The organism is Corynebacterium macginleyi, assembly GCF_003688935.1.
Classification (GTDB): domain Bacteria; phylum Actinomycetota; class Actinomycetes; order Mycobacteriales; family Mycobacteriaceae; genus Corynebacterium; species Corynebacterium macginleyi.
In genome coordinates, this window is sequence record NZ_REGE01000003.1 from 13692 (window position 1) to 37677 (window position 23986).

At 58.5% G+C, this 23986-nt stretch carries 21 protein-coding genes; 10 read left to right on the forward strand and 11 right to left on the reverse strand.

Annotated elements, in window-relative coordinates; translation table 11 throughout:
• Nucleotides 1–32 precede the first annotated feature (32 nt).
• From D9V82_RS03390 to rho, 10 genes are all read right to left on the reverse strand, one after another.
• Nucleotides 33–848 carry a F0F1 ATP synthase subunit delta gene (locus tag D9V82_RS03390; protein ID WP_121910992.1) on the reverse strand — a complete coding sequence of 272 codons (816 nt, stop codon included), beginning with the start codon at nt 846–848 and terminating at the stop codon, nt 33–35.
• A 6-nt stretch (nt 849–854) separates the two neighbouring features.
• Entirely contained in the window at nt 855–1424 is a 570-nt protein-coding gene (locus tag D9V82_RS03395) for a F0F1 ATP synthase subunit B (protein WP_121910993.1), read from the reverse strand.
• Between the two features lie 43 nt (nt 1425–1467).
• Nucleotides 1468–1707 (reverse strand): ATP synthase F0 subunit C, encoded by a 240-nt coding sequence (locus D9V82_RS03400; RefSeq protein ID WP_121910994.1) that lies wholly within the window; start codon nt 1705–1707, stop codon nt 1468–1470.
• A 104-nt stretch (nt 1708–1811) separates the two neighbouring features.
• Nucleotides 1812–2612 carry a F0F1 ATP synthase subunit A gene (gene atpB / locus D9V82_RS03405; protein WP_121910995.1) on the reverse strand — a complete coding sequence of 267 codons (801 nt, stop codon included), beginning with the start codon at nt 2610–2612 and terminating at the stop codon, nt 1812–1814.
• Nucleotides 2613–3057: 445 nt separating this feature from the next.
• Nucleotides 3058–3471 (reverse strand): Cg1360 family ATP-synthase-associated protein, encoded by a 414-nt coding sequence (locus D9V82_RS03410; RefSeq protein WP_121910996.1) that lies wholly within the window; start codon nt 3469–3471, stop codon nt 3058–3060.
• Between the two features lie 64 nt (nt 3472–3535).
• Nucleotides 3536–4675, reverse strand: a complete 1140-nt coding sequence (locus tag D9V82_RS03415) for an MraY family glycosyltransferase (protein WP_121910997.1) — start codon at nt 4673–4675, stop codon at nt 3536–3538.
• Nucleotides 4676–4689: 14 nt separating this feature from the next.
• Nucleotides 4690–5358: an L-threonylcarbamoyladenylate synthase gene (locus D9V82_RS03420; RefSeq protein ID WP_121910998.1), complete on the reverse strand. Its 669-nt coding sequence runs from the start codon at nt 5356–5358 to the stop codon at nt 4690–4692.
• A 32-nt stretch (nt 5359–5390) separates the two neighbouring features.
• The gene (gene prmC / locus D9V82_RS03425; protein ID WP_121910999.1) at nt 5391–6224 is read right to left on the reverse strand and encodes a peptide chain release factor N(5)-glutamine methyltransferase; all 834 of its coding nucleotides are present in this window, start codon (nt 6222–6224) and stop codon (nt 5391–5393) included.
• Nucleotides 6225–6233: 9 nt separating this feature from the next.
• Nucleotides 6234–7310, reverse strand: a complete 1077-nt coding sequence (gene prfA, locus D9V82_RS03430; protein ID WP_121911000.1) for a peptide chain release factor 1 — start codon at nt 7308–7310, stop codon at nt 6234–6236.
• On the reverse strand, nt 7303–9153 hold the full coding sequence (rho, locus tag D9V82_RS03435) for a transcription termination factor Rho (RefSeq protein WP_121911001.1): 1851 nt from the start codon (nt 9151–9153) through the stop codon (nt 7303–7305). The genes prfA and rho overlap by 8 nt, the downstream gene beginning before the upstream one ends.
• Nucleotides 9154–9527: 374 nt before the next feature.
• Here rho and D9V82_RS03440 point away from each other — a divergent pair, with 374 nt between their 5' ends.
• From D9V82_RS03440 to mobA, 5 genes are all read left to right on the forward strand, one after another.
• Nucleotides 9528–11315, forward strand: coding sequence for a long-chain fatty-acid--CoA ligase (locus tag D9V82_RS03440; RefSeq protein ID WP_121911002.1), 1788 nt, complete (start codon nt 9528–9530; stop codon nt 11313–11315).
• 61 nt (nt 11316–11376) lie between these two features.
• Nucleotides 11377–12492 (forward strand): GTP 3',8-cyclase MoaA, encoded by a 1116-nt coding sequence (gene moaA, locus D9V82_RS03445; protein WP_121911003.1) that lies wholly within the window; start codon nt 11377–11379, stop codon nt 12490–12492.
• 11 nt (nt 12493–12503) lie between these two features.
• On the forward strand, nt 12504–13703 hold the full coding sequence (locus D9V82_RS03450; RefSeq protein ID WP_121911004.1) for a molybdopterin molybdotransferase MoeA: 1200 nt from the start codon (nt 12504–12506) through the stop codon (nt 13701–13703).
• A 14-nt stretch (nt 13704–13717) separates the two neighbouring features.
• Nucleotides 13718–14197 (forward strand): cyclic pyranopterin monophosphate synthase MoaC, encoded by a 480-nt coding sequence (gene moaC / locus D9V82_RS03455; protein ID WP_121911005.1) that lies wholly within the window; start codon nt 13718–13720, stop codon nt 14195–14197.
• Nucleotides 14197–14772, forward strand: a complete 576-nt coding sequence (gene mobA, locus D9V82_RS03460; RefSeq protein WP_121911006.1) for a molybdenum cofactor guanylyltransferase — start codon at nt 14197–14199, stop codon at nt 14770–14772. The genes moaC and mobA overlap by 1 nt, the downstream gene beginning before the upstream one ends.
• A gap of 52 nt (nt 14773–14824) precedes the next feature.
• On the opposite strand, the gene D9V82_RS03465 is transcribed toward mobA, so the two are convergent.
• The gene (locus D9V82_RS03465) at nt 14825–15304 is read right to left on the reverse strand and encodes a molybdopterin-binding protein (protein ID WP_121911007.1); all 480 of its coding nucleotides are present in this window, start codon (nt 15302–15304) and stop codon (nt 14825–14827) included.
• A 228-nt stretch (nt 15305–15532) separates the two neighbouring features.
• On the opposite strand from D9V82_RS03465, the gene D9V82_RS03470 reads away from it, so the two are divergent.
• Genes D9V82_RS03470 through narI form a run of 5 tightly spaced genes read left to right on the forward strand, consistent with a single transcriptional unit; the run spans nt 15533 to nt 23832 of the window.
• Nucleotides 15533–16858, forward strand: a complete 1326-nt coding sequence (locus D9V82_RS03470) for a nitrate/nitrite transporter (protein ID WP_121911008.1) — start codon at nt 15533–15535, stop codon at nt 16856–16858.
• 18 nt (nt 16859–16876) lie between these two features.
• Nucleotides 16877–20614, forward strand: coding sequence for a nitrate reductase subunit alpha (locus tag D9V82_RS03475; RefSeq protein ID WP_121911009.1), 3738 nt, complete (start codon nt 16877–16879; stop codon nt 20612–20614).
• On the forward strand, nt 20614–22206 hold the full coding sequence (gene narH / locus D9V82_RS03480) for a nitrate reductase subunit beta (RefSeq protein WP_121911010.1): 1593 nt from the start codon (nt 20614–20616) through the stop codon (nt 22204–22206). The genes D9V82_RS03475 and narH overlap by 1 nt, the downstream gene beginning before the upstream one ends.
• 8 nt (nt 22207–22214) lie before the next feature.
• On the forward strand, nt 22215–23042 hold the full coding sequence (narJ, locus tag D9V82_RS03485; protein WP_121911011.1) for a nitrate reductase molybdenum cofactor assembly chaperone: 828 nt from the start codon (nt 22215–22217) through the stop codon (nt 23040–23042).
• A 10-nt stretch (nt 23043–23052) separates the two neighbouring features.
• The gene (narI, locus tag D9V82_RS03490) at nt 23053–23832 is read left to right on the forward strand and encodes a respiratory nitrate reductase subunit gamma (RefSeq protein ID WP_121911012.1); all 780 of its coding nucleotides are present in this window, start codon (nt 23053–23055) and stop codon (nt 23830–23832) included.
• Nucleotides 23833–23986 lie beyond the last annotated feature (154 nt).

Here is a 23986-nt window from a genome sequence, read left to right on the forward strand (position 1 = left end):
AGCAATTACTTAAATCATTTCTGTCGTTTCGGCTAGACCATCTGGGCACGGAAGCGGGCAATCCTGCCTGCTGTCGAACCATCGATAATTTCATCGCCGACGCGGATGCGCATGCCACCGAGGAGGCTGGTGTCAACCTCAGAATGAATGGACATCGCACGACCATAAATTTTGCCCAGCTTCTCAGCGAGTACTGCCTGCTGGCTTTCATTCAATTCACCCGCCGCGACAACGCGCGCGATAGTGCGATCCTGCAGGGCTGCTGCAGCATCAGCCAAACCGGCTACGTCATCAATGGGGTTCTGCTCTGGACGGCTGATGGCCTGCAGCGCGAGCGCTTCAGTAAACATCGTGACCTTGCCATAGAGCACGTTTGCCAGCAATCCGCGCTTGCGCGCGGAGTCAGCAGTTCGATCGGAAAGCAGCTGGGTAAGCTCGCCCTCGCGGTCCAGAATCCGTGCCAAGCGGAATAGCTCGCCTTCGACCTGGCCCAATTGGCTTTGCGCCTCGGCTGCACGCAATAGTGCGCGGCGCCCCAAGGACACAAGCCCGTTAACGAAGTCCTTCGGCGAAGACCATTGATTCGCCGCCGCTGCCTGCAGGATACTTAGCGCACCGGCAGACACCTTGGAACCAAAGAGATTCTCGGCCAAGGACTTCCGTGCTTCAGCCGGGGCGGCGACGTCAATAAAAGCACCGCGCAATTCGCGGTCACCATCTAATACGTCGACAACCTCGAAGATATCCAGGCCGGCTTGGACTGCACTGGCAACGTTCTGATCGCCAGCGAGAATTTCATCTACACGGGATTGTGAGTTCGCGAGCGCTTCGCGGCTAGCTGCCTTCATAGGTGCCTACTTTCCGGCCGGTGCCACAGAGTCGAGCTCGGACAAAAAGTCATCAATGGTAGAGGACTTCTTGGAAGCATCAGAAAGCTCGCTGCCCAGAATCTTTTCTGCCAGATTGATGGAATTTTGTCCCATTTCGGAACGCAGCTCAGTAACAACCTGCGCACGAGAAGCTTCCAATTGCTTTTCGCCGTTGGCAACAATGCGGCGGGATTCCTCTTCCGCCTGGCTCTTCGCGTCAGCTTCGATCTGCTTACCACGCTCGCGCGCCTGCTCGCGGATCTCGGCTGCCTCTGCGCGGGCATCAGCCAGCTGAGCATTGTACTTTTCTAGAGCAGCCTTAGCCTCGGCCTGCTGAGCCTCCGCACGCTTCATGCCGCCCTCAATCCGGTCTTCACGCTCTTCGAGCAACTTGGTGTACCGAGGAAGTACGAACTTCCAGAACAACCAAAGGATTACGATGAAGCACAGCAAAGACCAGAAAATGTCATAGTTCTTAGGCAGAAGAACGGAGAAGCTACCCGAACCTGGGTTCTCTTCGCCCTCTGCTGTAAGCAAATAAACGACGTTATTCATAGGTCTCCCGTCTTAAAAGTTTCGGTTTGAAAAACTCGTACTTTTAGAACAGGAAGCCGGCAACAAGGCCGATAAGGGCCAGGGCCTCGGTGAAGGCGATACCCAGGAACATAGTGGTACGCAGCTGGCCGGCCATCTCCGGCTGGCGAGCCATAGCCTCTACGGTCTTGCCCGCGACGATGCCAATACCGATACCAGGGCCAATAGCAGCCAAACCGTAACCGATGGTGCCGAAGCCTTCGAACTTCGTAGCAACATCCTGTGCCAAAATGATTTCGTTCATGGTGAAAGTCGTTCCCTTTCGTAAAAATCTTCAGTCCGAACCGGACCGAATGTCAGTGTTGTGTAATTAGGTGGATTACTCGGTCGCGCTCGTCGACCTCGCCCTTAGTGCGAATCAGCGTGCAAGGACAACTCGATATACACCGCCGTCAACAAGGCGAAGATGTACGCCTGTAAGAAGATAACCAGAATCTCGAACAGGCTCATAGCCAAGCCCAAAACCACGGTCAGTCCAGACAGGACGGTCCAACCATTTAGCTGCCAGAAGAAGAAGTTCGTAGCAGAGAAGAGAAGAACCAGGATGATGTGTCCAGCGAGGAAGTTCGCCATGAGACGAATTGCAAGGGTAACCGGTCGCAGAATAAACGTAGAGAAAAACTCAATCGGTACCACCAAGAGGTGCAATAGCGGTGGCAGGTTCGGAATCACTACGGAGGAGCGAATGAACTTACCTATGCCGTAGCGCTTGGCGCCGGCGTAGATCATGACGATGTACGAAACGGCTGCCAATACAATTGGCATACCAATACGGCCGTTGGGCGAGACGTTAAGCCCCGGAATAACGGTCGCGACGTTCATAAATAAAACCGCGAAGAAGATGCTAGCGATTATTGGCAGGAATCGCTTTCCCTCCTTCTTACCCAAAATGTCCTCGGCGATGTGCACGCGGACAAAGTCGACCGCATTCTCGCCCACATTCTGAATGCCAGAAGGAACCAACTTAGGGTTCTTAAAGGCAGCCCAGAAAAGAGCCACCACAACTAGCGTCATCAGAATGCGAATCAGCATCAGTCGATCAAGCGCGAACCACCCGTTGGCGAATTCGCCAAAAAACAGATGGTCGGCATCAATTTGCCCCGGGAAGAATTCTTCACCTAGATCGGGCGTATGGAAGTGCCCTTTCATAGCCAATAATGTAACGCTCAGCGTTCTCTCCCGTGTTCGGGCCACACAGCCAACAGCTGGCTACTGTGGTGCGATGGACGTCTCAAACTCTCTGCCTTGTACACGGACTCCGTCGCACATCAGCGTGGACAAGACAGGGATTCACCGTGCAGGTTGCAAGTGCAACACTTAACCTCACGGTAACCCGAAGAAAATCGTATCAGCTGGATCAACAGTTTTCGCACGTGGGGGCCCCATAAACCACATCCGATAGCGTCGTTTCTAGCTTTTGACAGACAAAACCGGGCTATTCCTGCCTAATTCACAAACGTGCAGTTGATCACACCATCGAACCAACACACCTGCTCGGGGGTGATCAACGTCCACTAAAGCCAGCATGGCGGCACAAAAAGGCCGCCGGCCACCGCCCAGGTGAACGACGGCTTACCCCATTTGTGGGTCCAGCTCAGGACACGTAGGTGACCCTGGAGGTAACTACGGCCCAGACTTCGGCCCCCAAGGTAACGATGAGCGCAACGACAACAGTGAGAAACAGCGCCCACGTGTCGTAGAAATCCATGTCCCGGATAATGGCCAGAACACCGATGAGCACGATCAGTTTGATAAGCCAGCCGCCCAGTACAACCGCGATCGTGGTGGAGGGCGTCGAGTGCGCGGTAAAAAGCACCGAAAGAGCGGTAAACAGGACAAAGCCACCGCCAAGGCCAGCGCCTACGATAACGCCCCACAGCCCTGCGACACCTTGTGCCCCGCCCCATACGGCAAGAGAAATGATGGTAAAGATGCCGAGGGCAATGGACCCCTTCTTTACGGCGCGCTGCAGCGGCAGGCGAGGCTCATCGAAATTAGCATTTTCCATTGCTTCACTCACGGATACTCACCCTACCTCACGCACTGAAAGAGTCACGCAACGCGCCACCGTCCTATGTCCGGAACCCAATCTTGCCCTGCCGCAGTGGAATCAAGGTCGTGCCAAAGGCAACCAATAACGCGATGATTGATAAGCCGATAGCTACCGGGACAGGAACGATGGAAAACGACACCGCCCCAAAGGCCACCGCGGAAACCCAAAGGTACAATACGAGAACGGTGCGCCGGTGTGTATGCCCCAACGATAGAAGGCGGTGGTGGATATGTGCCTTATCCGCAGAAAACGGCGATCGCCCTTGGGATAGGCGGCGAATCACCGCCCAGACAAGGTCTAAGACTGGAATAAACACCGCAGCGACCACCACAATGATGGGTGACATAAGCGCCACCATGTCCACGGTTCCATACAGTGACATATTGATTTTGCCCGACGCGGAGGTGGAGGCCGCAGCGAGCAAGAGCCCGATCAGCATAGAGCCGGAATCGCCCATGAAAATACGGGATGGTTCAAAATTATGAGGCAAAAAGCCTGCGCATATTCCCACCAATGCGGCGCTGATAATAGCCGGTGGATACGCCGATACCGCCCCGCCTTGGTCATGCAGGACAGTGACTGAGAAAACTAGGACCGCGCCGCCTGCGATAAGTCCAAGGCCTGCGGCTAGCCCATCCAGGCCATCGACGAAGTTGATGGCGTTGATGAGAAGGACGGTAAAAAACGCGGTAAGAAGGGTGCTTTGAATCTGGTCAAGGACCACCGTAGTGCCGCCCCCGAAGGGTATAAACAGCAGCGTCCAGGTCAGGCCAAGACCGCTCATGAGGGTGGCGACAAACAGCTGCCCGAAAAGCTTAATAAGCGCGCCGAGCTCTAGATAGTCATCGGCAACGCCCACGAGGACGATGGCCAGCGCTGCCCACGTCACCGCACCCATTTCCGGAGTAACAGGCATGAAGCCGCGAGTCAAGGCTGGAAGCTGGGCTGCAAGGAATATCGCCGCTCCGAAACCGGTAAACATGGCGAGGCCGCCCATGCGAGGCGTCGGCTGAGAGTGCGAATCGCGCAGGCGAATTTCTGCCACTCGGCCGGTGCGAACTAAAAACGAACGCACTACCCCGGTGGTTAGGTAAGTAAAAGTAGCTGCAACGAGGATGATCAAGGCCAACTCGCGCAGCGGTACGCCAGTGCCGCTCACGCAAAAAGCTCCTTCTATCCTTGGAGCCGGGTGCGCAGCGAGTCCGCGGACACTCCGAGAACCTCACCGATTGCTTCTGCGGGTATAGCGCCCTCACGCAATAGGTATGGAATGTCTCCCGAGAGATCAATAATGGTAGAGGGCTTGCCCACGTCCGTTTCTCCCCCGTCCAAGTATACGGTGACGGCTTTGCCTAATTGGCCCTTAGCCATATGCACAGTCGTCGGCGGTTGGTGCCCGGAGATATTGGCAGATGACACCGCCATCGGCCCCACCTCGCGCAAGAGCTCGATAGCGATGGGGTGCAAGGGCATTCGCAGCATGACGGTGCCACGGGTATCGCCCAAGTTCCATGGCAGCGACGGAGCCTGCGGCACCACGATGGATAGCCCACCTGGCCAAAATGCCTCGACGAGGTCTCGCGTGGAATCGGGGTAAGAGGCAACAAGCCCGCGCACGGTGTCCCAAGAGCCAACAAGAACGGGAACCGGCATATCCGGGCCCCGCTGCTTAGTGGCGAGCAGATTGGCTACCGCATCATTATCAAAGGCATCGCAGCCCAGGCCGTAGAGTGTGTCAGTGGGCATGACCACCAGCCGCCCAGACTTAGCGGCCTTGGTAGCGATGCGCACGCCCTCCTCACGCTCGGCGTCATCGGCGCAATCATAAATCTTTCCTTGCATGAATAATCCCCTTCTTGCCCGACTGTGATGCCTTAGTCTACAGCGCGCTGCGCAGTAACAAAGCGCGGCGTGCCTGTTAAGTCCCGCAATGGCGCGATATGAGAGAAGCCACCGTGATCACGCACCGCATCGAGCACCGCCTCGCCGGTCGTATCATCGTGTTCAATCGCCATGATCCCGCCAGGCCGCAAAAGTCTCGCAATGGTAGGAATCAATCCACGGATTACTCCCATGCCGTCATCGCCACCGAAGACAGCTAGGTGCGGGTCGTGATATACCTCTGGCTGCAGGTTCGGGTTTTCCGGAACGTAGGGCGGGTTGCTTAACACGAGATCCGCCGTGCCATTCCAGTCCTCTAAGACATGGCTATCCGTCGCGTCTGCCTGCACTACCTCTACCCTGGTGCCGCGGGTATTGGAGAGGGTGAACTCGAGGGCGGCATCGGAAAGCTCCACTGCCCTTACCTCCGCTTGCGGCACATAATGCTGAAAGTACAACGCCAGCGCGCCCGACCCTGAGCACAAGTCCACCATGCGCGGGCCAGGGGCATGGTGGACCGCCCAGTCCGCCATCACCTCCGTTTCCGGGCGCGGAATAAACACGCCGGGCCCCACTTTTAAATCCAAAGGCCCAAACCACGCCGTACCCAGGACGTATTGCAACGGCTCTCGCCGTTCGCGCCTGCTCAACAGCGACTGAAAAGCAAGGCCGAAGCCGGGCATTGGTTTCTCATGCAGTGGAATATCCAGATGCCCACAGTGAATAAGGTGGGAGATAAGAATGCGCGTATCCCACTCGGGGCTTCCTACTCCAGCAACGCGAAGGCGCTGCACCCCATGGCGCAGCGCCTCACCGTATGTCTTCATCGACCGTGCTTATCCTTCGGCCTCGAGGCGTTCGGCGCGCTCTTGGTCCTGCAGGGCCTTAATGAGATCCTGCATATCGCCATTCAACACGGAGTCCAAATTATTCGCCTTATAGCCAATGCGGTGATCCGTGATGCGGTTTTCGGGCCAGTTATAGGTGCGCACGCGTTCGGAACGGTCCATAGTACGCACCTGGGAGGCGCGTTGCTCGCCAGCTTCGGTCTCGCGGGCCTCACGCTCCATCTGGTCTAGGCGGGCCTGCAGCACCTGCAAGGCACGCGCCTTGTTTTGAATCTGTGAACGTTCCTTCTGGCAGGTCACAATCAACCCCGTGGGCAAGTGAGTAATGCGCACCGCGGAGTCGGTGGTATTCACGCCCTGGCCGCCCTTACCGGAGGAACGGTACACATCGACGCGGATATCTTTGTCATCAATATTGACCGATTCCACTTCTTCGGGCTCCGGGTACACCAGCACTCCGGCGGCAGAAGTCTGGATGCGCCCCTGTGACTCCGTGACCGGCACGCGCTGCACGCGGTGCACTCCGCCTTCAAACTTAAACACAGACCATGCGCCATCGCGCGTCGGAGACTTTGCCCGGAAGGAAATGGTCATATCCTTCACACCGCCCAAATCGGATTCGTTAAGGCCCAAGACCTCCCACTTAAAGTCGATTTTATCCGCGAAACGCTCGTACATGCGGGCCAAGTCGCCGGCAAAGAGCGCGGCCTCTTCGCCGCCTGCACCAGCCTTGATCTCCATGATGATATCTTCCGAATCCTGCTCATCACGCGGGGCAAGCAGGTCAGCTAATTTTTCTTCCAGCTCTTCCACGGACGCCGCTAGACGGTCCGCTTCTTCCTGAAAATCATGGTCCTCATAAGCCATCTCCTTGGCGTCCGCGAGATCCTCACGCGCCTGGGTCAGCTCATCGTTAACTATGATAATGGGGCGTAACTCCGCGTAGCGCTTGGACAGCTTGCGAAAAGCCTGCTGATCGCCGGCGATTTCCGGATCGCCCATCTGCATCTCAATGCCCTGGTATTCCGACACAATGTCATCAACCATGGAAACTTGATTAGACATAGTCTGCCTCATCCTTATCCGCAGCCATCGGTGCCGAAGACGCCACCTGCATGAGGAACTCGCCATTGGAGCGAGTCTTCTTAAGCTGCTTGATCAACAGGTCAATGGCCTGGTGGGAGTCAAGAGCCGACAGAATGCGGCGAAGTTTGGTCATGATTCGCGCCTCTTCGGGCACCAACAAGAGCTCGTCCTTACGCGTGCCGGATGGGTTGACATCCACCGCCGGGAATACCCGGCGCTCCGAGATCCCGCGATCCAGCTTCAGCTCGGCGTTGCCCGTACCCTTGAATTCCTCGAAGATGACGGTATCGCCGGTCGAACCGGTCTCCACCATCGCGGTGGCAATGATGGTGAGCGAACCGCCCTCCTCGATATTGCGGGCGGCGCCCAAGAAACGCTTTGGCGGGTAGAGCGCATTGGAATCCACACCGCCAGATAGGATGCGGCCCGATGCTGGGGAGGAATTGTTATAGGCGCGACCCAACCGGGTGATCGAATCCAGCAGCACCACAACATCCTTGCCCTGCTCCACAAGGCGCTTGGCGCGCTCGATGGCCAGCTCGGAGACAGAGGTGTGTTCTGATGGTGGGCGGTCAAAGGTCGAAGAAATGACCTCACCCTTCACGGAACGCTGCATATCCGTGACCTCTTCAGGACGTTCATCGACCAACACCACCATGAGGTAACACTCAGGGTTATTGGTAGCAATCGCGTTTGCGATATTTTGCAAGATGGTGGTCTTACCGGCCTTCGGCGGCGAGACGATGAGCGCGCGCTGGCCCTTACCAATCGGCATAATCAGGTCGATGACGCGGGTAGTCAGAAGCTTGGGATCTGTTTCCAAGCGCAGACGCTGATTAGGATACAGCGGCGTGAGCTTATTAAAGTGCGGGCGCTGCTTGGCCGCCTCAGGATCAATTCCGTTGACCGTATCAACCTGTACCAACTGATTGTACTTACGGCGATTGCGGCCATTTCCGTGCGTGTGGGTAGGCCCAGCCACTTTTACCTGCCCGGTAATGGCATCACCAGAACGCAGCCCCAAGCGGCGCACAATGTTCTTGTTCACAAACACGTCCGCATCGCCCGCGCGGTAACCGGTGGTACGCAGGAACGAGACATTATTGTCTACGACATCCAAGATGCCGCCAACCGCCTGCAGCTCGTCGCCTTCTCGTACCTGCAAGTCATTGCCGCCGTGGTTATCAGTATTGCCCCGACCACCCCGGCGATTCCGGCGGTTGCGCCGGCCGCGGCGGTTGCCGCGGTCCCCGTTATTATCGTCGTTGCGATTATTGCGGTGATTATTATCGCCGTTTTTCTCACCCTGCTTATCTCCCCGGTTATCGGCGCTATCGAGGGAGTCATCACGGCGATCATGCTGGTGATTCTGGTCACGATTTGGCGCCTCACCCCGGTTATCGTCATCGTGCTCTTGACGCTCTTGGCGTCGCGCACGGTTGCGGCGGGCACGGCGGGCCTGCGACCGCGACTCATAGCGCTGGTCGTCGCCGTTTAGTTTGCGGTCCTTGCTGCGATTTTCCTGCGGCTCGTCAGACGTGCCAGTATCGCTCTCGCCGCGATCGTCTTTCTTGGAAGGCTTATCCTCGTGTTTAGCAGGTGCCGCATCCTTAGCAGGTTTCTCGGACTTCTTAGCCTTTTCTTCCTGCTCTATTTTTGCTTTCGCTTTTGCAGGAACCTGACCGGTTTTAATGGCGGTAATAAGCTCCCCTTTGCGCAGGGCAGAAATGCCACGAAGGCCACGCTCGGCGGCCATTTTGCGCAATTCCGGCAGCTTCAGGGATGCGAGATCCTGTGCTGCGGTGTTGTCCGTATCGCTCACGGATATCCTTTCGTTGCTTGACCAGATCCATAGTTGGGATCCGCCCTTCCCCACTTCAGGGAAGCCTGGGCGGGTGCACTGGAAGCCGATGTGTATTTTTCTTATCTTTTCGCCCTCGTGCCAAGGCGCTAGCACACCTTGCCGGGCAATAAGCATGAGGCCTCTTCCATTTACCTTAAAGGAATTACCCCTTGTAGCCAGTACGCGGGGCGGAAGAATTCAAGAAACGACTGTGGGCAATGTTTAACGATGGGACCTGTCACTGGACCCGATTGCATAGGATTGGGAAAAATTTTCCCACTTACCTATCAGTCGGAAGTAAGTATAGCGTATTAGCTACACCGTGAGTACTTGGACGCCGCTACAGTGGAAGCATGCTTTCCACGATGATGGATATTCCCCTTTCTCTAACCCGTATTTTGGAATACGGCGCGTCAGTGCACGGCACTACTACTGTTACTACCTGGCGCGGTGAGAGCACCGGATCCGAGATGGGCCCCGCAGAAAAGGTCACCTTTCGCGATATCGCCGCCCGCGCCGCAGCCTTTGCCCATGTTTTGCACGATGACCTCGGTATTACCGGCGATCAGCGCGTGGGTAGCTTCATGTGGAATTGCGCAGAGCACCTCGAAGTGATGTTTGGTTCCGCTTGCAAGGGTGCAGTTTTTACTCCACTGAATAAGCAACTGATGAATGACCAGATCCGGCACATCATTAGTCACGCCGAGGTCTCCGTTATCGTGTGTGATCCCCGCCTTGCCCCGCAGTTGGGCACGGTGTTAAACGGCGCGTCATCTGTACATTCAGTGATTTTTACAGGTTCCCAATCGCCACAGCGCTTTGCCCACCATTTTCCACGCGGCATAGAGTTTTATTCTTACGAAGCTCTTCTGGATGGCCGCTCGACCACATACGATTGGCCCGAGCTCGATGAACGCACCGCCGCCGTATTGTGTTATTCCACCGGCACCACCGGCGCGCCGAAAGGCGTTTTATACTCCCACCGCTCGCTCTACCTCGAGGCTATGCAACTGCGTTCTTCGGATTCCTTATGCATTACTCACGGCGAGACCTTCCTGTGCTGTATCCCTATCTATCACGTGCTGAGCTGGGGTGTTCCCTTTACGTGTTTCATGACGGGCACCCCGCTCGTGCTTCCCGATGCCGATGTCTCCGCCCCCACCCTCGCCAAGGTCATCGCGGCCACGTCGCCGCGCGTGGCCCACGGCGTGCCCACTATCTGGATCCAGCTATTCGTGCACTACCTGCACAATCCGCCTGAGCGCATGACTTTGACAGAAATTTTCGCCGGTGGCTCACCGGTCCCGCCGCAGCTTATTAAGATGTGGGAAGAGCATTACGGTGTCGACGTCGTCCATGTCTGGGGCATGGTGGAAACCTCAACGGTCGGCAGTGTTGCCCGCCCACCGCAGGGAGCGTCTGGGGACACCCGTTGGGCCTATCGCATCTCCCAAGGAAGAATTGCCACCTCACTGCAGTACCGCGTGGTCAATGACGGCCAAGTGGTGTCGAAGACCGACCGCAATGCCGGTGAGCTCCAAGTACGCGGTAATCTCGTGACCGGTTCTTATTATCATTCCCCCACCGCCGAAGCGGGCGACGTCGCCTCCGAGTTCCGCGGCAAACCGGTTGAGGAAGCCGAATCCAAGTTCACCGCGGATGGCTGGTTGCGCACCGGCGATGTCGGTTCCGTAACGAAGGACGGCTTCCTCACCGTTGAGGACCGCGCCCGCGATGTCATCCGCTCTGGCGGCGAGTGGATTTATTCGGTGCAGTTAGAAAACCTCATCATGGCCAACTCCGATGTGGTGGAGGCCGCAGTGATAGGCTACCCCGATAAGCAATGGGGGGAGCGCCCCCTCGCAGTCACCGTCTTGGGTGAGCAAGCCTCTCCCACCATCGAAACCGCCGAAAAATTGCGCCAGAGCCTACGCAAAGAATTACCCAACTGGATGCTGCCGGAGTACTGGACCTTCGTCAAATCGATCGATAAAACCTCAGTGGGAAAGTTTGATAAGAAAGATTTGCGTACCCATGTGGCGGAGGGCGATTACAATATCATCCGCCTGAAAGGGCCTGGTGAAGCCCAGCGCCTTGATGAGATTAACGAAGACGGTCGTAGCCATAGATACGAGGACTAATCATTGCCCAGGTGACGTTTCAGCTTGGTATACGTTGCTGCCCACTCCTAGACTGGCAGCAATGACTCCACCAGCGCCTTCTTCCTCAGCGGTGTCCCTACCCTTGCCCACTGTAGGTCGGGCGCAGCCGCCAGAGGATCTACCTGCCGCCACAGCCGACGGTACCCGCGCCTTGGTTGATCGCTACGGCCGCAGAGCCCGCGATCTGCGTGTGTCACTCACGGATCGCTGCAACCTGCGCTGCACATACTGTATGCCTGCCGAAGGCTTACAGTGGATGCCCACAGAGCAAACGCTGTCTGATGAGGAAACGATCCGGCTTATTCGTCTCGGCGTGGAAAAACTCGGTATCCGCCAGGTGCGTTTTACTGGCGGCGAGCCGCTGCTACGCAAATCTTTGGAAAAGATTATTTCCGCCACCAAAGAACTAACCACGGATGAGGGCATCGCGCCATCGACGGCGCTAACCACCAATGGGTTGGGCCTGGAAAAGCGGGCTGCACAACTTGCCGCGGCGGGGCTCGACCGCATTAATATCTCGCTCGATACCATCGATCCACAGCGCTATGCCGCACTTACCCGTCGCGACCGGCTTACCCACGTGCGCAAGGCCATCGCCGCCGCGGCCAATGCCAAATTAAATCCCGTCAAGATCAATGCCGTAGTCATGCCCGGTGTCAATGAAGTAGATATCGTCCCGCTGGCGGACTATGCCCTGCACCAGCGCGCACAGCTGCGCTTTATTGAGCAAATGCCGCTGGGCCCGCGCGATAAGTGGCGCCGCGAAGACATGGTCACTGCGAACGATATTGTGCACCGGCTGCAAAACTATTTTTCCATGCGCCCGGCGCGCGAGCCACGCGGATCGGCCCCGGCCGAATTGTGGGATGCCGTCGCCCCCGATGGCACCGCCGGCAAGCTTGGCATTATCGCCTCGGTGACCCATCCCTTTTGTGGCGACTGTGACCGCACCCGGCTTACCACCGATGGCGCCGTGCGCAACTGCCTATTTGGCAATTCCGAAACCCAGTTGCGCGATCTCATGCGCTCTGGCGCCAGCGACGAGGAATTAATGCAGGCATGGGCCGGGGAAATGTGGGCGAAGAAACCAGGCCACGGCATTGATAATGAGGGCTTCTTGCAGCCGATGCGTCCCATGTCTGCTATTGGCGGCTAGTCTACTAATTTATGTCCGCATCGCGTTCCATTTCTGAGCATCTTTCCGCGGTTCTGGCACTCGCCCCGGCACCGCGGGCAGAGTCCGTTCACGTAGGCCCTGTGCTGCACGGCCGGGTTTTAGCGGAGGACGCCATCGCGCGTTTTCCCGTTCCGCCCTTTGCCAATTCCGCCATGGATGGCTTCTTGGTCCGCGCTACAGATATTGCGGGGGCAGGACCGTGGACGCTGCCGGTAGCAGGCGATGTACCCGCCGGGGCTGCGGCGCAGGACGTTCCGGCTGGCCAGGCGGTGCGCATCATGACTGGCGCGCCGGTGGGCGATACCACTGGCCTTATCGTGATCCCAGTAGAAAACACCACCGTCCCGCCTGGGCCGACAGATTTGCCAGGTGAGGTCACCATCACTGCCGCGCCCACGAAAACGCATATCCGCCCCGTCGGCGAAGACGTACAGCCAGGCACCGTCGTCGCTCCTGCCGGTACCACCACGGATGCTGCGGTTATCGCAGCGCTAATATCCACCGGCATTTATACCGTCCAGGCCTTCCGGCGCCCGCGCATCGCGGTGATTTCTTCCGGCAATGAGCTATCCGCCTACCCAGATGAGCTTGCTGCAGGATGCCTGCCGGATTCCAATGGGCCGATGCTCGCCTGCCTCGCCCACACGGAGTCCTACTGCCACGTGAGCGATAACCCCGCGGAATTATCCCGACTGCTCGATGAGTTCTCCGAATCTCACGATCTCATCATCACGTCTGGAGGGGTATCGGCCGGCGCTTTCGACGTGGTGCACGGAGTACTGGGCACAGCGGATAAGTCGTGGTTCGGGCATGTTCACCAGCGACCCGGCGCGCCGCAGGGCATAAGCACGTGGCGGGGCATTCCGGTGCTAGCGTTGCCGGGCAATCCGGTAGCGGCGTTCGTTGGTTTCCAGCTCTACGCCCGCCCACTCATCGCCGCCTTGTCGGGTCAGTCGCACCCGCGAAAGACCGTGCAGCTGCGCGCAGCGGTCGAGGCGCCGTTGCCATCGGCAAGCACGCACCCCCATATAGTCCCCGTAACCGTGAGTTTTACGGGAAAACCTACGATTACTGGTGCGCTCAGTCAGGGCAGCCACCGAGTGGTTTCGCTAACCGGTACAAGTGGGTATTGCATCATTGATGGCCCTGCCCCCGCCGCGGGAGAAGAGACCACCGTCTATCTGTATTAACGAGGAGATTTGTCATGGACTTTACCCACCTTAATTCCGCCGGCACCGCCTACATGGTCGATGTGACACAGAAGCAGCCGACCGTGCGCACCGCCACCGCTGAGGGCGAGGTCGTCTGTTCCTCGGCGGTCATGACCGCGCTGCGCGAGGGCACCGTGCCCAAGGGCGACGTGCTCGCGGTCGCGCGCATCGCCGGCATTTCCGCAGCGAAGAAGGTCCCAGAGCTCCTACCGCTCGCCCACACCATTGGCGTGCATGGCTGCGCGGTGGATCTCGAGCTTGCCGATGCCCACGTGAAGATCACCGCCACCGTGCGCACCGCTGACCGCACCGGCGTGGAAATGGAGGCGCTGACCGCGGTCAACGTTGCCGCCTTAGCGCTCATTGACATGGTCAAGGGCGTCGATCGCTCCGCGTATATTCGCCGGTGTGGCATCGTGGCGAAGTCGGGCGGGCGCTCCGGCGATTGGTCTAGGACCCTCCCGGAGGCTTGATGGACGGCGCGATCATTCTGGCCGGTGGGCAATCGCGCCGCATGGGCGGGGCCGATAAGGCCCAGGTACGTGCCTTCGGCCTGCGCCTGGTGGACCGATTAGCGTGCCAGCTTCCTTATGGCATGCCGTCCATCGTGATTTCCCCGCACTACCTCGGCCTGCCGCAGGTGTGCGAATCGCCGCTTTTTGGCGGCCCCGTCGCCGGTATCGAGGCTGGTGCCCGTGCCCTGTCACATTGCGAACGCCTAGCCCTCTTCGCGGTTGATGCACCCGATTCCCCACAACTTCTCCCGGATCTCTACGGTGCGTTAGATGCTGTACCCTCCGTCGGCGCCGCGATTACCCGCGCCGCTGACGGATACTTACAGCCCCTGTGTTCGCTGTGGCATACCGCTGCGCTCTTTGAACGCTTGGGCGCGCTGGAATCGACCCGCAACGTCTCCGTGCGCAGGCTCATCCGCGGCGCCGATTTCGTCGAGGTGGCCGGCACCGGCGCCGAGCGCGATTACGATACTCCGGCCGAATTGCGGGACCTTCCGCCACACCCCGCCCGTCGCGCTCACCGGCACAGCTAAGGCAGCCACAGTCCACCCTCCCCCGTGAGCGCGAAGGGAGGGTGAGTAAGAATTATTCGCCGCGGGAGCGGAAGACATCAGCAAACAGCGGCGCAATAACCCCAAAGGCGTCTGCCACGGCGCCGGTGGATGAAGCGCAAGTGATAATGAGGCTGCCGCCGCCGTGCTCGGTCATGCCGATGATCCCGCGGGACAGGCCCGCCTTGGGCGAGGACTCGAGCCCACGCAAGAGCACCTGGGTCTCCAGGCCGTAAAGGCGGGCTTTGATGTAGCGCTCGGTGACCTCGGGGGTCAGGTTCGTCGCCCCGATACCGGTGCCGCCGATGACCACGACGATATCGGTGCCGGTATCCACCGCGGTGCGCAGCGCTTCATCGACGGGCGTAAAGCCTTCCGGCACGATGCGGGGTGGTGCGACATCGATGTCGTGGGCGCGGAGGATTTCTGCCGCTTTCTCCCCGGCGCGGTTCGGTTTTTCCCCGGCCAGAATGCGGTCCGAGCTGACAATTACCTGTGCCTTTCTTTGGGGCATGAGCCTCTTTCCTTGCCTACTGTAGAGTGTGTTTAATATCACATCATGCCGTTTCCGATACCACCATATTCGAGGCACGGGGCTAACCTGCGACATCAGATTCGATCAAGAATTACGCAACATTTGTATGTCGTAAATAGATACGGATTTTATCAGTTTTATTTACCTTTTTGAGCATAGTCGCAGGTAGATTCAAGAGTTGAACGACCTACTATCTGTGAGGAAATCATGAATGCTCTTGATACCTCAGGCAAAGTCATCCAAGGTTGGGATCCGGAAGATTCCAACCGCTGGGATTCTAAAATTGCCTGGCGCACACTGTGCATCTCCACATTTGTCCTTATCATCGGCTTTGCCACCTGGTACCTCGTATCGGCAATTGCCCCACAGTTGAACAAGATTGGTTTCGACTTAACCCGCAGCCAGCTGTACTGGCTGACCGCCATCCCCGGATTGGCATGCGGTATCTTTCGCCTCATCTTCATGTTCTTGCCACCCATCCTCGGCACCCGCAAGCTTGTCTTCAGCTCCTCGCTGCTATTTATCATCCCCATGCTGGGCTGGTTCTTCGCAGTACAGGACTCCTCCACCCCGTACTGGTGGCTGCTGACCCTCGCCTTCCTCTCCGGCATCGGCGGCGGCGTCTTCTCCGGATTCATGCCCTCAACCGGCTACTTCTTTCCCAAGCGCCTATCCGGCACCGCGCTTGGTATCCAGGCCGGCATCGGTAATTTCGGTATCTCCTTTATCCAGCTAGTCGCCCCATGGCTTATGGGCTTTACGCTGCTGGGTGTAGGTTTTGTTGCTCCGCAGCGCACAGCTGATGGGGAAATCTTTGTTCACAACCCCGCCATTTTCTTGGTGCCGTGGACCATCGTCGGTGCTTTCCTGGCATGGACCCTGCTCAAGGACGTTCCCGTAAAAGCGAATTTCCGCCAGCAGATGGACATCTTTGGAAATAAAAACACCTGGATTCTAACCATCGTCTACTTCATGACCTTCGGCGCATTTTCTGGTTTCGCCGCTCAAACCGCACTGCTAATTAACCAGATTTTCGGCGAAGGTTCCGAATTTGCCGGCACCTACGAGAATCTGCCCGCCGGCTCGAGCTATGCCTTCCTCGGGCCCCTCATTGGCGCGCTCGTTCGCGCCCTGTGGGGCCCGCTGTGCGATAAGTTCGGCGGCGCCATCTGGACCTTCATTGGCTGCCTGGGCATGACCATCTTTACCGTCGTGGCTACTTTCTTCCTCACCCCCAACGAGCCGGATGAGGTTTGGTGGTTCCTTGGAACCATGCTCATTTTCTTCTTCTTCACGGGCTTGGGCAACGCCGGCACGTTTAAGCAAATGCCCATGATTTTGCCCAAGCGCCAAGCAGGCGGCGTCATCGGATGGACCGGTGCGATTGGTGCCTTCGGCCCCTTCGTGGCAGGAGTTTTGCTCTCTATCTTGTCTGCACCGACGTTCTTCTGGGGATGCGCCGTGTATTTTGCCATCACCACCGTGTTGGTGTGGATCTACTACGCCCGCCCCAACGCCCCATTCCCCGGATAATTAGGAGCTTTCACCCCCATGACTGCATACTTCTCGCCCGCGAAGGGCAACTCAAATCCGCTCTTTAAACTCGGCGCCTACCTGCGCAAAGGCGAAGCTACCGAGTCCGGCCAGCAGCTTTTCTTAAAGGGCGGCCGCCAGGCAGATGTCTTTTACCGCAACCGCTGGTCCTTCGACAAAATGGTGCGCTCTACCCACGGTGTGAACTGCACCGGCTCATGCTCGTGGAAAGTCTATGTCAAAGATGGCGTGATCACCTGGGAATCGCAGGCGGTGGATTACCCCACCACCGGCAATGACATGCCAGAATACGAGCCCCGCGGCTGCCCGCGCGGTGCCTCCTTTTCCTGGTACACCTACTCTCCTACCCGCGTGCGCTACCCGTATGCCCGCGGCGTGCTCGTAGATATGTTCCGTGAGGAAAAGGCAAAGCACGGCGACTCCGTTCTGGCATGGCGCGCTATCCAAGAGAACCCAGAAAAACGCCAGGCCTATATCTCCCAGCGGGGCAAGGGCGGGCTTATCCGCATCTCCTATGAAGAGGCCATCGATATTGCCTCGGCCGCGCACGTCTACACTATCCGCAAGTACGGGCCGGACCGTATCAATGGCTTTACCGTGATCCCGGCAATGTCCCAGATTTCCTATGGCGCGGGCATGCGCTTCTTACAGTCCATTGGCGGCGTCGCCCTGTCTTTCTATGACTGGTACGCCGACCTCCCCCCGGCATCACCGCAGACCTTCGGCGACCAGACCGATGTCCCCGAATCCGGTGACTGGTACAACTCTTCCTACCTCATGATGTGGGGCTCGAATATCCCGGTCACCCGTACCCCAGACGCCCACTTTATGGTGGAATCTCGCTACAAGGGCACCAAGGTCGTGGTGGTCTCCCCCGACTTTGCAGATAACACCAAGTTCGCCGATGAGTGGGCCCGCATCGAGCCGGGCACGGACGCCGCGCTCGCCTTTGCCATGGGCCACGTCATCTTGAAGACCTTCCACGTAGACCGCCAGGAACCATACTTCCTGAACTACATGCGCAAATACACCGACTCGCCCTTCCTGGTATCCCTGGAAGAACACGGCGACGGCACCTACACCCCAGGTAAGTTCCTCACCGCCTCGCAGCTTGCTGATGCCACCTTGGCCTCTTCCCCCAACGCCACCCACCGTGGCCTGGTGATGGAAGAAGACGGGCGCATAGTTGACCCGGGCGGCACCGTGGCAGATCGCTGGGATAACGAAAGCGCCAAGTGGAACCTGGCGCTGGACAACGCCGATCCGGTCATGTCCATCGCCGAAACCGATAGCTTTGACACCGCCGAGGTGCTCTTCCCCCGCTTCGACCTGGATACCAACCCGGAAGACGTGGGAACCGATAAGCCCATTGGCGCGGGTATCGTCCACCGCGGCGTTCCCGTCCGCGAGGTCGACGGCAAGCTCGTTACCACCGTTTTCGACATCATGCTCGCCCACTACGGCGTCAACCGCGAGGATCTCCACCTGCCCGGTAGCTGGCCGAAGGACTTCCATGATCCCAGCGAAGTCGGCACGCCTGCCTGGCAAGAGGAACTCACGGGCGTGGCCGCCGATACCGCCATCCGTATCGGCCGCGAATTCGCGCAGAATGCCGCCGATTCCCAGGGCCGCTCGCAGATCATCATGGGCGCAGGCGTCAACCACTACTTCCACGCCGATAATATCTACCGTACCTTCTTGGCACTGACCTCCATGTGCGGTACCCAGGGTGTTAATGGCGGCGGTTGGGCGCACTACGTGGGCCAAGAAAAGCTGCGTCCGATCAACGGCTGGACCCAGTGGGCCATGGCCGCCGACTGGCAGCGCCCACCGCGCCACATGATTTCCACCGGCTTCTACTATTTCGCCACCGAGCAATATCGCTACGATAATTCACGCGCCTCCCACTTAGGTTCACCGCTGGCCAGCCACGGTTCCATTGGCGATAAGATGGTCTCCGATACCATGGCGGAATCTATGCGCCGCGGCTGGATGCCGGCCTACCCGCAGTTCAACCGCAACTCCCTCTTCCTCGCCGATGAAGCCGACGAGGCCGGCATGGACATCAACGACTACGTGGTCCAAGAGCTAGAAAGCGGCCGCCTGGAATTCTCCTATGACAACCCGTCTGCGGAGGAGAACTGGCCGCGCATCCTGCTCAACTGGCGCACCAACCTGCTCGGCTCCTCCGCCAAGGGCACCGAATTCTTCCTGCGCCACCTTTTGGGAATCGATTCAGACGCCACAGCCGAAGAACTCGCCCCCGCAGACCGCCCGCGCAGCATCAAGTGGGTGGACAAGGCACCGGAAGGCAAGCTAGATCTGATGATGACCACGGACTTTCGCAATACCTCCACCACGCTGGTCTCAGACCTCATCTTTCCAGCCGCCACCTGGTATGAAAAGCACGATCTGTCCTCCACCGACATGCACCCGTACCTGCATTCTTTTAACGCGGCAATTAACCCACCGTGGGAGGCACGCTCGGACTACGAGGTCTTTCGGGATCTGGCCGCAGCGCTATCCGATAAAGCCACCAAGTGGCTGGGAGTGCAACGCGATGTCATCACCCAGCCGAGCCACCACGACACCCCAGACGAGCTCGGCATGCCCCACGGCATCGTCCCCGACCCTGAGGAACAGGGCCTTATCCCTGGTGTCACGATGCCGAAGCTCCATGTTGTCGAGCGCGACTACACCAAAATCTACGAAAAGTGGGCGCACCTGGGTCCGCTTCCCGCGAAGCTCGGCACCGGCGTACACGGCACCAAGTTCGATGTGAAAAAACAGGTCAAAGAACTCGAGTTGATTTGTGGTACGTCCGAGACCTCAATGGGCGAGCTAGTGGACCTATCCAAAGACACGAAAGTCATCGATGCTATCTTGCATCTTTCCGGTGTCTCCAACGGGGAACTAGCCAAGCAGGGCTTCGAGTTCCTGTCCTCTCGCACCGGCAAGGACCTCACCCCACTGGGCGCCCCCGATGAAGACGCCCGCATCACGTGGGACGACATCAAGGAACGCCCGAAGGAGATCATCACCTCCCCGGAGTGGACCGCCGATAAACGCAATAAACGCCGCTACACCGCCTTTTCCATCAACGTCGAGTTTGATAAGCCCTGGCACACACTGACCGGCCGCATGCAGTACTACATCGACCATGACTGGTTTATGGACTACGGCGAATCGCTGCCGATCTTCCGCCCGCCGTTGGATCACGTCCACATGCACGGTGAATTCGCGCCGGGCAGTGAATTGACCAACGACCGCGGCGAAGCCGAAGTCACGCTGCGGTACTTGACCACGCACAATAAGTGGTCCATCCACTCGCAGTACTTTGACAACCTCCACGTGCTATCCATCTCACGCGGCGGCCAGGTGGTCTGGATGTCCAATAAGGACGCCGAGAAAATCGGCGTCACGGACAACGATTGGGTCGAGGTATACAACCGCAACGGCGTCGTGTCCGCCCGCGCCATCGTCTCCCACCGCATCCCGGAGGGAACCATGCTGTGCAACCACGCACAGGAGCGCACCGTGGGCACACCTATCAACGAACACACCGGGCGGCGCGGCGGCACGCACAACTCGCTGACCCGCATTTCCATCAAACCCGTGCACATCGCAGGCGGCTATGGACAGCTGACCTACCACTTCAACTACATCGGCCCCACCGGCAATAACCGCGATGAAGTCACCCGCGTTCGCCGCCGTTCCCAGGAGGTATCCTACTAATGAAAGTCATGGCCCAAATCTCCATGATCATGAACTTGGACAAGTGCATTGGTTGCCACACGTGTTCCGTTACCTGTAAGCAAGCATGGACCAACCGCGAAGGCACCGAATACATCTGGTTCAATAACGTGGAAACCCGCCCCGGCCTCGGTTACCCGCGCACGTGGGAGGACCAAGAGAAGTGGAAAGGTGGTTGGGAGCGCACCGCGTCCGGCAAGATCAAGCCCAAGGCGGGCGGGCGTCTCAAGAAGCTAGCGACCCTCTTCCACAACCCCAACCTGCCCACCATCCAGGATTACTACGAACCCTGGACCTACCAGTACGAGGACCTGATGGGCGCCAAGGCCGGCCAGCAGACCCAGCCAACCGCCAAGCCAGTATCCCAGGTCGACGGCCGTGACATCGGCAAGATCGAATGGTCCTCCAACTGGGACGATAACCTGGGTGGCTCTACTGCCACGCTTGACGGTGACCCCGTTCTTCACAACATGAACCTCGAGGTCAAGAAGGAAATCGAGGACTCGTTCATGTTCTATCTGCCGCGCATTTGCGAGCACTGCATGAACCCGACCTGCGTATCCTCCTGCCCCTCCGGCGCAATGTACAAACGCAGCGAAGACGGCATCGTCTTGGTGGACCAGGACCGCTGCCGCGGCTGGCGCATGTGCGTATCCGGCTGCCCGTATAAGAAGGTCTACTTCAATCACAAGACCGGCAAGGCCGAAAAGTGCACGCTGTGCTACCCGCGCCTTGAGGTTGGCCAACCCACCGTGTGTTCCGAAACCTGTGTCGGCCGCCTGCGCTACTTGGGCGTCATCCTCTACGATGCCGACCGCGTCGCTAAGGCCGCCTCTACCGAAAACGAACAAGACCTTTTCGAAGCCCAAAAGTCGATCATGCTCGACCCCCACAATCCGGAGGTAGTCCGCGGGGCCCAGGCCGAGGGCATCCCGCACTCCTGGATCGATGCCGCACAGCAGTCCCCAATCTACGATCTGATCTTCAAGTACGGCGTCGCATTGCCGCTGCACCCGGAGTACCGTACGATGCCGATGGTCTGGTACATCCCGCCGCTTTCACCCATCGTTGACAAGGTAACAGCGACCGGTAACGACGGCGAGAACCACAAGATCCTCTTCTCGGCGCTATCGAATATGCGCATTCCGCTGGAATATCTGGCGGGCCTGTTTACCGCCGGCGATACTGTGCCGGTGGAAAAGTCGCTGCGCCGGCTCGTCGCGATGCGTTCGTATATGCGCGATATCAACCTGGGCAACGAGCCGCAGGAAGAAATCGCCCAGGCAGTCGGTATGACGGGCAGGGACATGGAAGGCATGTACCGCCTATTATCCATCGCTAAATACGATGACCGCTACGTCATCCCAACCGCCTCACCGGAATCTCCGCGCGGCATTACCGACCTAGACCCTTTCGGCGATGTGGACCCGGCCAAAGCCTCCCAGGAGGTCTTCCACGACCTGGGCATGGGCGCGCCCGAAGCCTGCACCCACGGCGCCGAACCACAAGGAAAGGTCTCGCTGCTCTCATGGCACGGTAACCGGCCCGCGGCCATGTTCCCGTCGCGGAAGTAGGTTAAGCCGTGAATATCTTCGATAAACTCCGCCAGCGCCAGCAATCTTTGCAGCGGCCATCGGTCCCGCAGGATGGCGACGCCCCCGTGGCCGGATTCGGTACGCCCGCCGGCATCGGTTCCACCGGCGGTGCCAAGGACGTCAAAAAGACGCTGCGCGCCCACACCGGCCAAGTACCCAACGACTTTGTCACGCCGGTCGAGGTCACCGCAGACCAGCGGCGAATCGTCGCCATGGCCGTTTCCGTATTGCTTAACTACCCCAGCGAGGATATCTTTGACCGCCTCTCGGTGGTCGAAGACCAAGTAGATGACCTGCCGCTGGCCATTGCCACAGACTTTATAAACTTCGCCGAATGGGCGCGCAGCATCGGACCCCGTGGCTTGGAGGAACACTACGTCGAGACCTTTGATCAACGCCGCCGCTGCACGCTGTACCTGTCTTACTTTGCCGTCGGCGATACTCGCCAGCGCGGGATGGCTATTTTGTCCTTCCGCCAGCAATTGGAATCGCTCGGCTTCGAAATTTCAGACGAAGAGCTGCCCGATCACCTCTGCGTCGTCCTCGAAGCCCTCGCCATGAGCCAGGGGGAAACGCACGAGCGCGCCGTCGAATTAGTGGCCAGCTACCGCGAAGGAATCGAGGTGCTGCGCGCGGCCCTCGCCCGCGAGCGTTCTCCCTATGTCAGCTTGATCGTCGCGCTGTGCAAAGCGCTTCCGGAAGTTGATTCTGATACCGCGCAAAAGTACGTCGATCTCATCCGCACCGGCCCACCCGCCGAGATGGTCGGCATTGCAGACCTTCCCTTCCCCACTACTCAACCAGACCTCGTCTAGGAGCCACATCATGTTTAATAACTTTCTCTGGGGTGCCTTCCCGTGGTTAGCCATCGCGGTATTTTTCGTGGGCATCTTCTGGCGTTGGCGTTCCGACCAATTCGGTTGGACCACCCACTCCTCCCAAATCTATGAATCCAAACTGCTGCGCTTATCCTCGCCGCTCTTTCACTGGGGCATGGTCTTTGTCGTCATCGGCCACCTGATGGGCTTGGCCTTCCCCAAGTCCTGGACTCAAGCCGTTGGCATCAGCGACCACGCCTACCACCTCCTTGCCACCATCCCCGGCTCCATCGCCGCGCTAGCCGTCCTGCTGGGCTTTGCCGGATTGCTGTACCGCAGGCTAAAGAACCGCTCCGTATTCTTGTCCACCTCCACCTCGGATAAGGTCATGTACGCGCTGCTCGGCCTCGCGCTGGTATCGGGCTCCTTTGCCACTTTTACCCTGCAGCTTTTCGATCTTGCGGGCACCGGTGGTTACGACTACCGCGAGACTATTTCCCCATGGCTGCGTCAGTTGTTGATTTTCAACATTCAGCCCGACCTGATGGCCGGTGCCCCCTGGCAATTTAAAGTCCACGTCCTCTGCGGTTTCACCATCATCGCCGTGTGGCCCTTTACCCGGCTCGTCCACGCGTTCTCGGCGCCAGTCGGCTACGTCACGCGCCCCTATGTGGTCTACCGTTCCCGCGATGAGCGCACCACCCCAATGCGCTCTACTACCGCATGGGAGCCTATCCGCTCCAACCGGAAGCAATTGGAAGGAGAAACTCCGAGCCACGGTGCCTAGGTAGTTTCCCCGCTCCTCTTTACCGCCGCGCGCCGTCCAGTATGTGGATGGCCCGCGGCGGTTGCCTTTTGTCTACAACTGCTCCTGCGCTGCCCATGCACGCTGCCCCACCCGCCCTTCGCGCTCACCGGCAGTACGGTACGCCCACAATCAC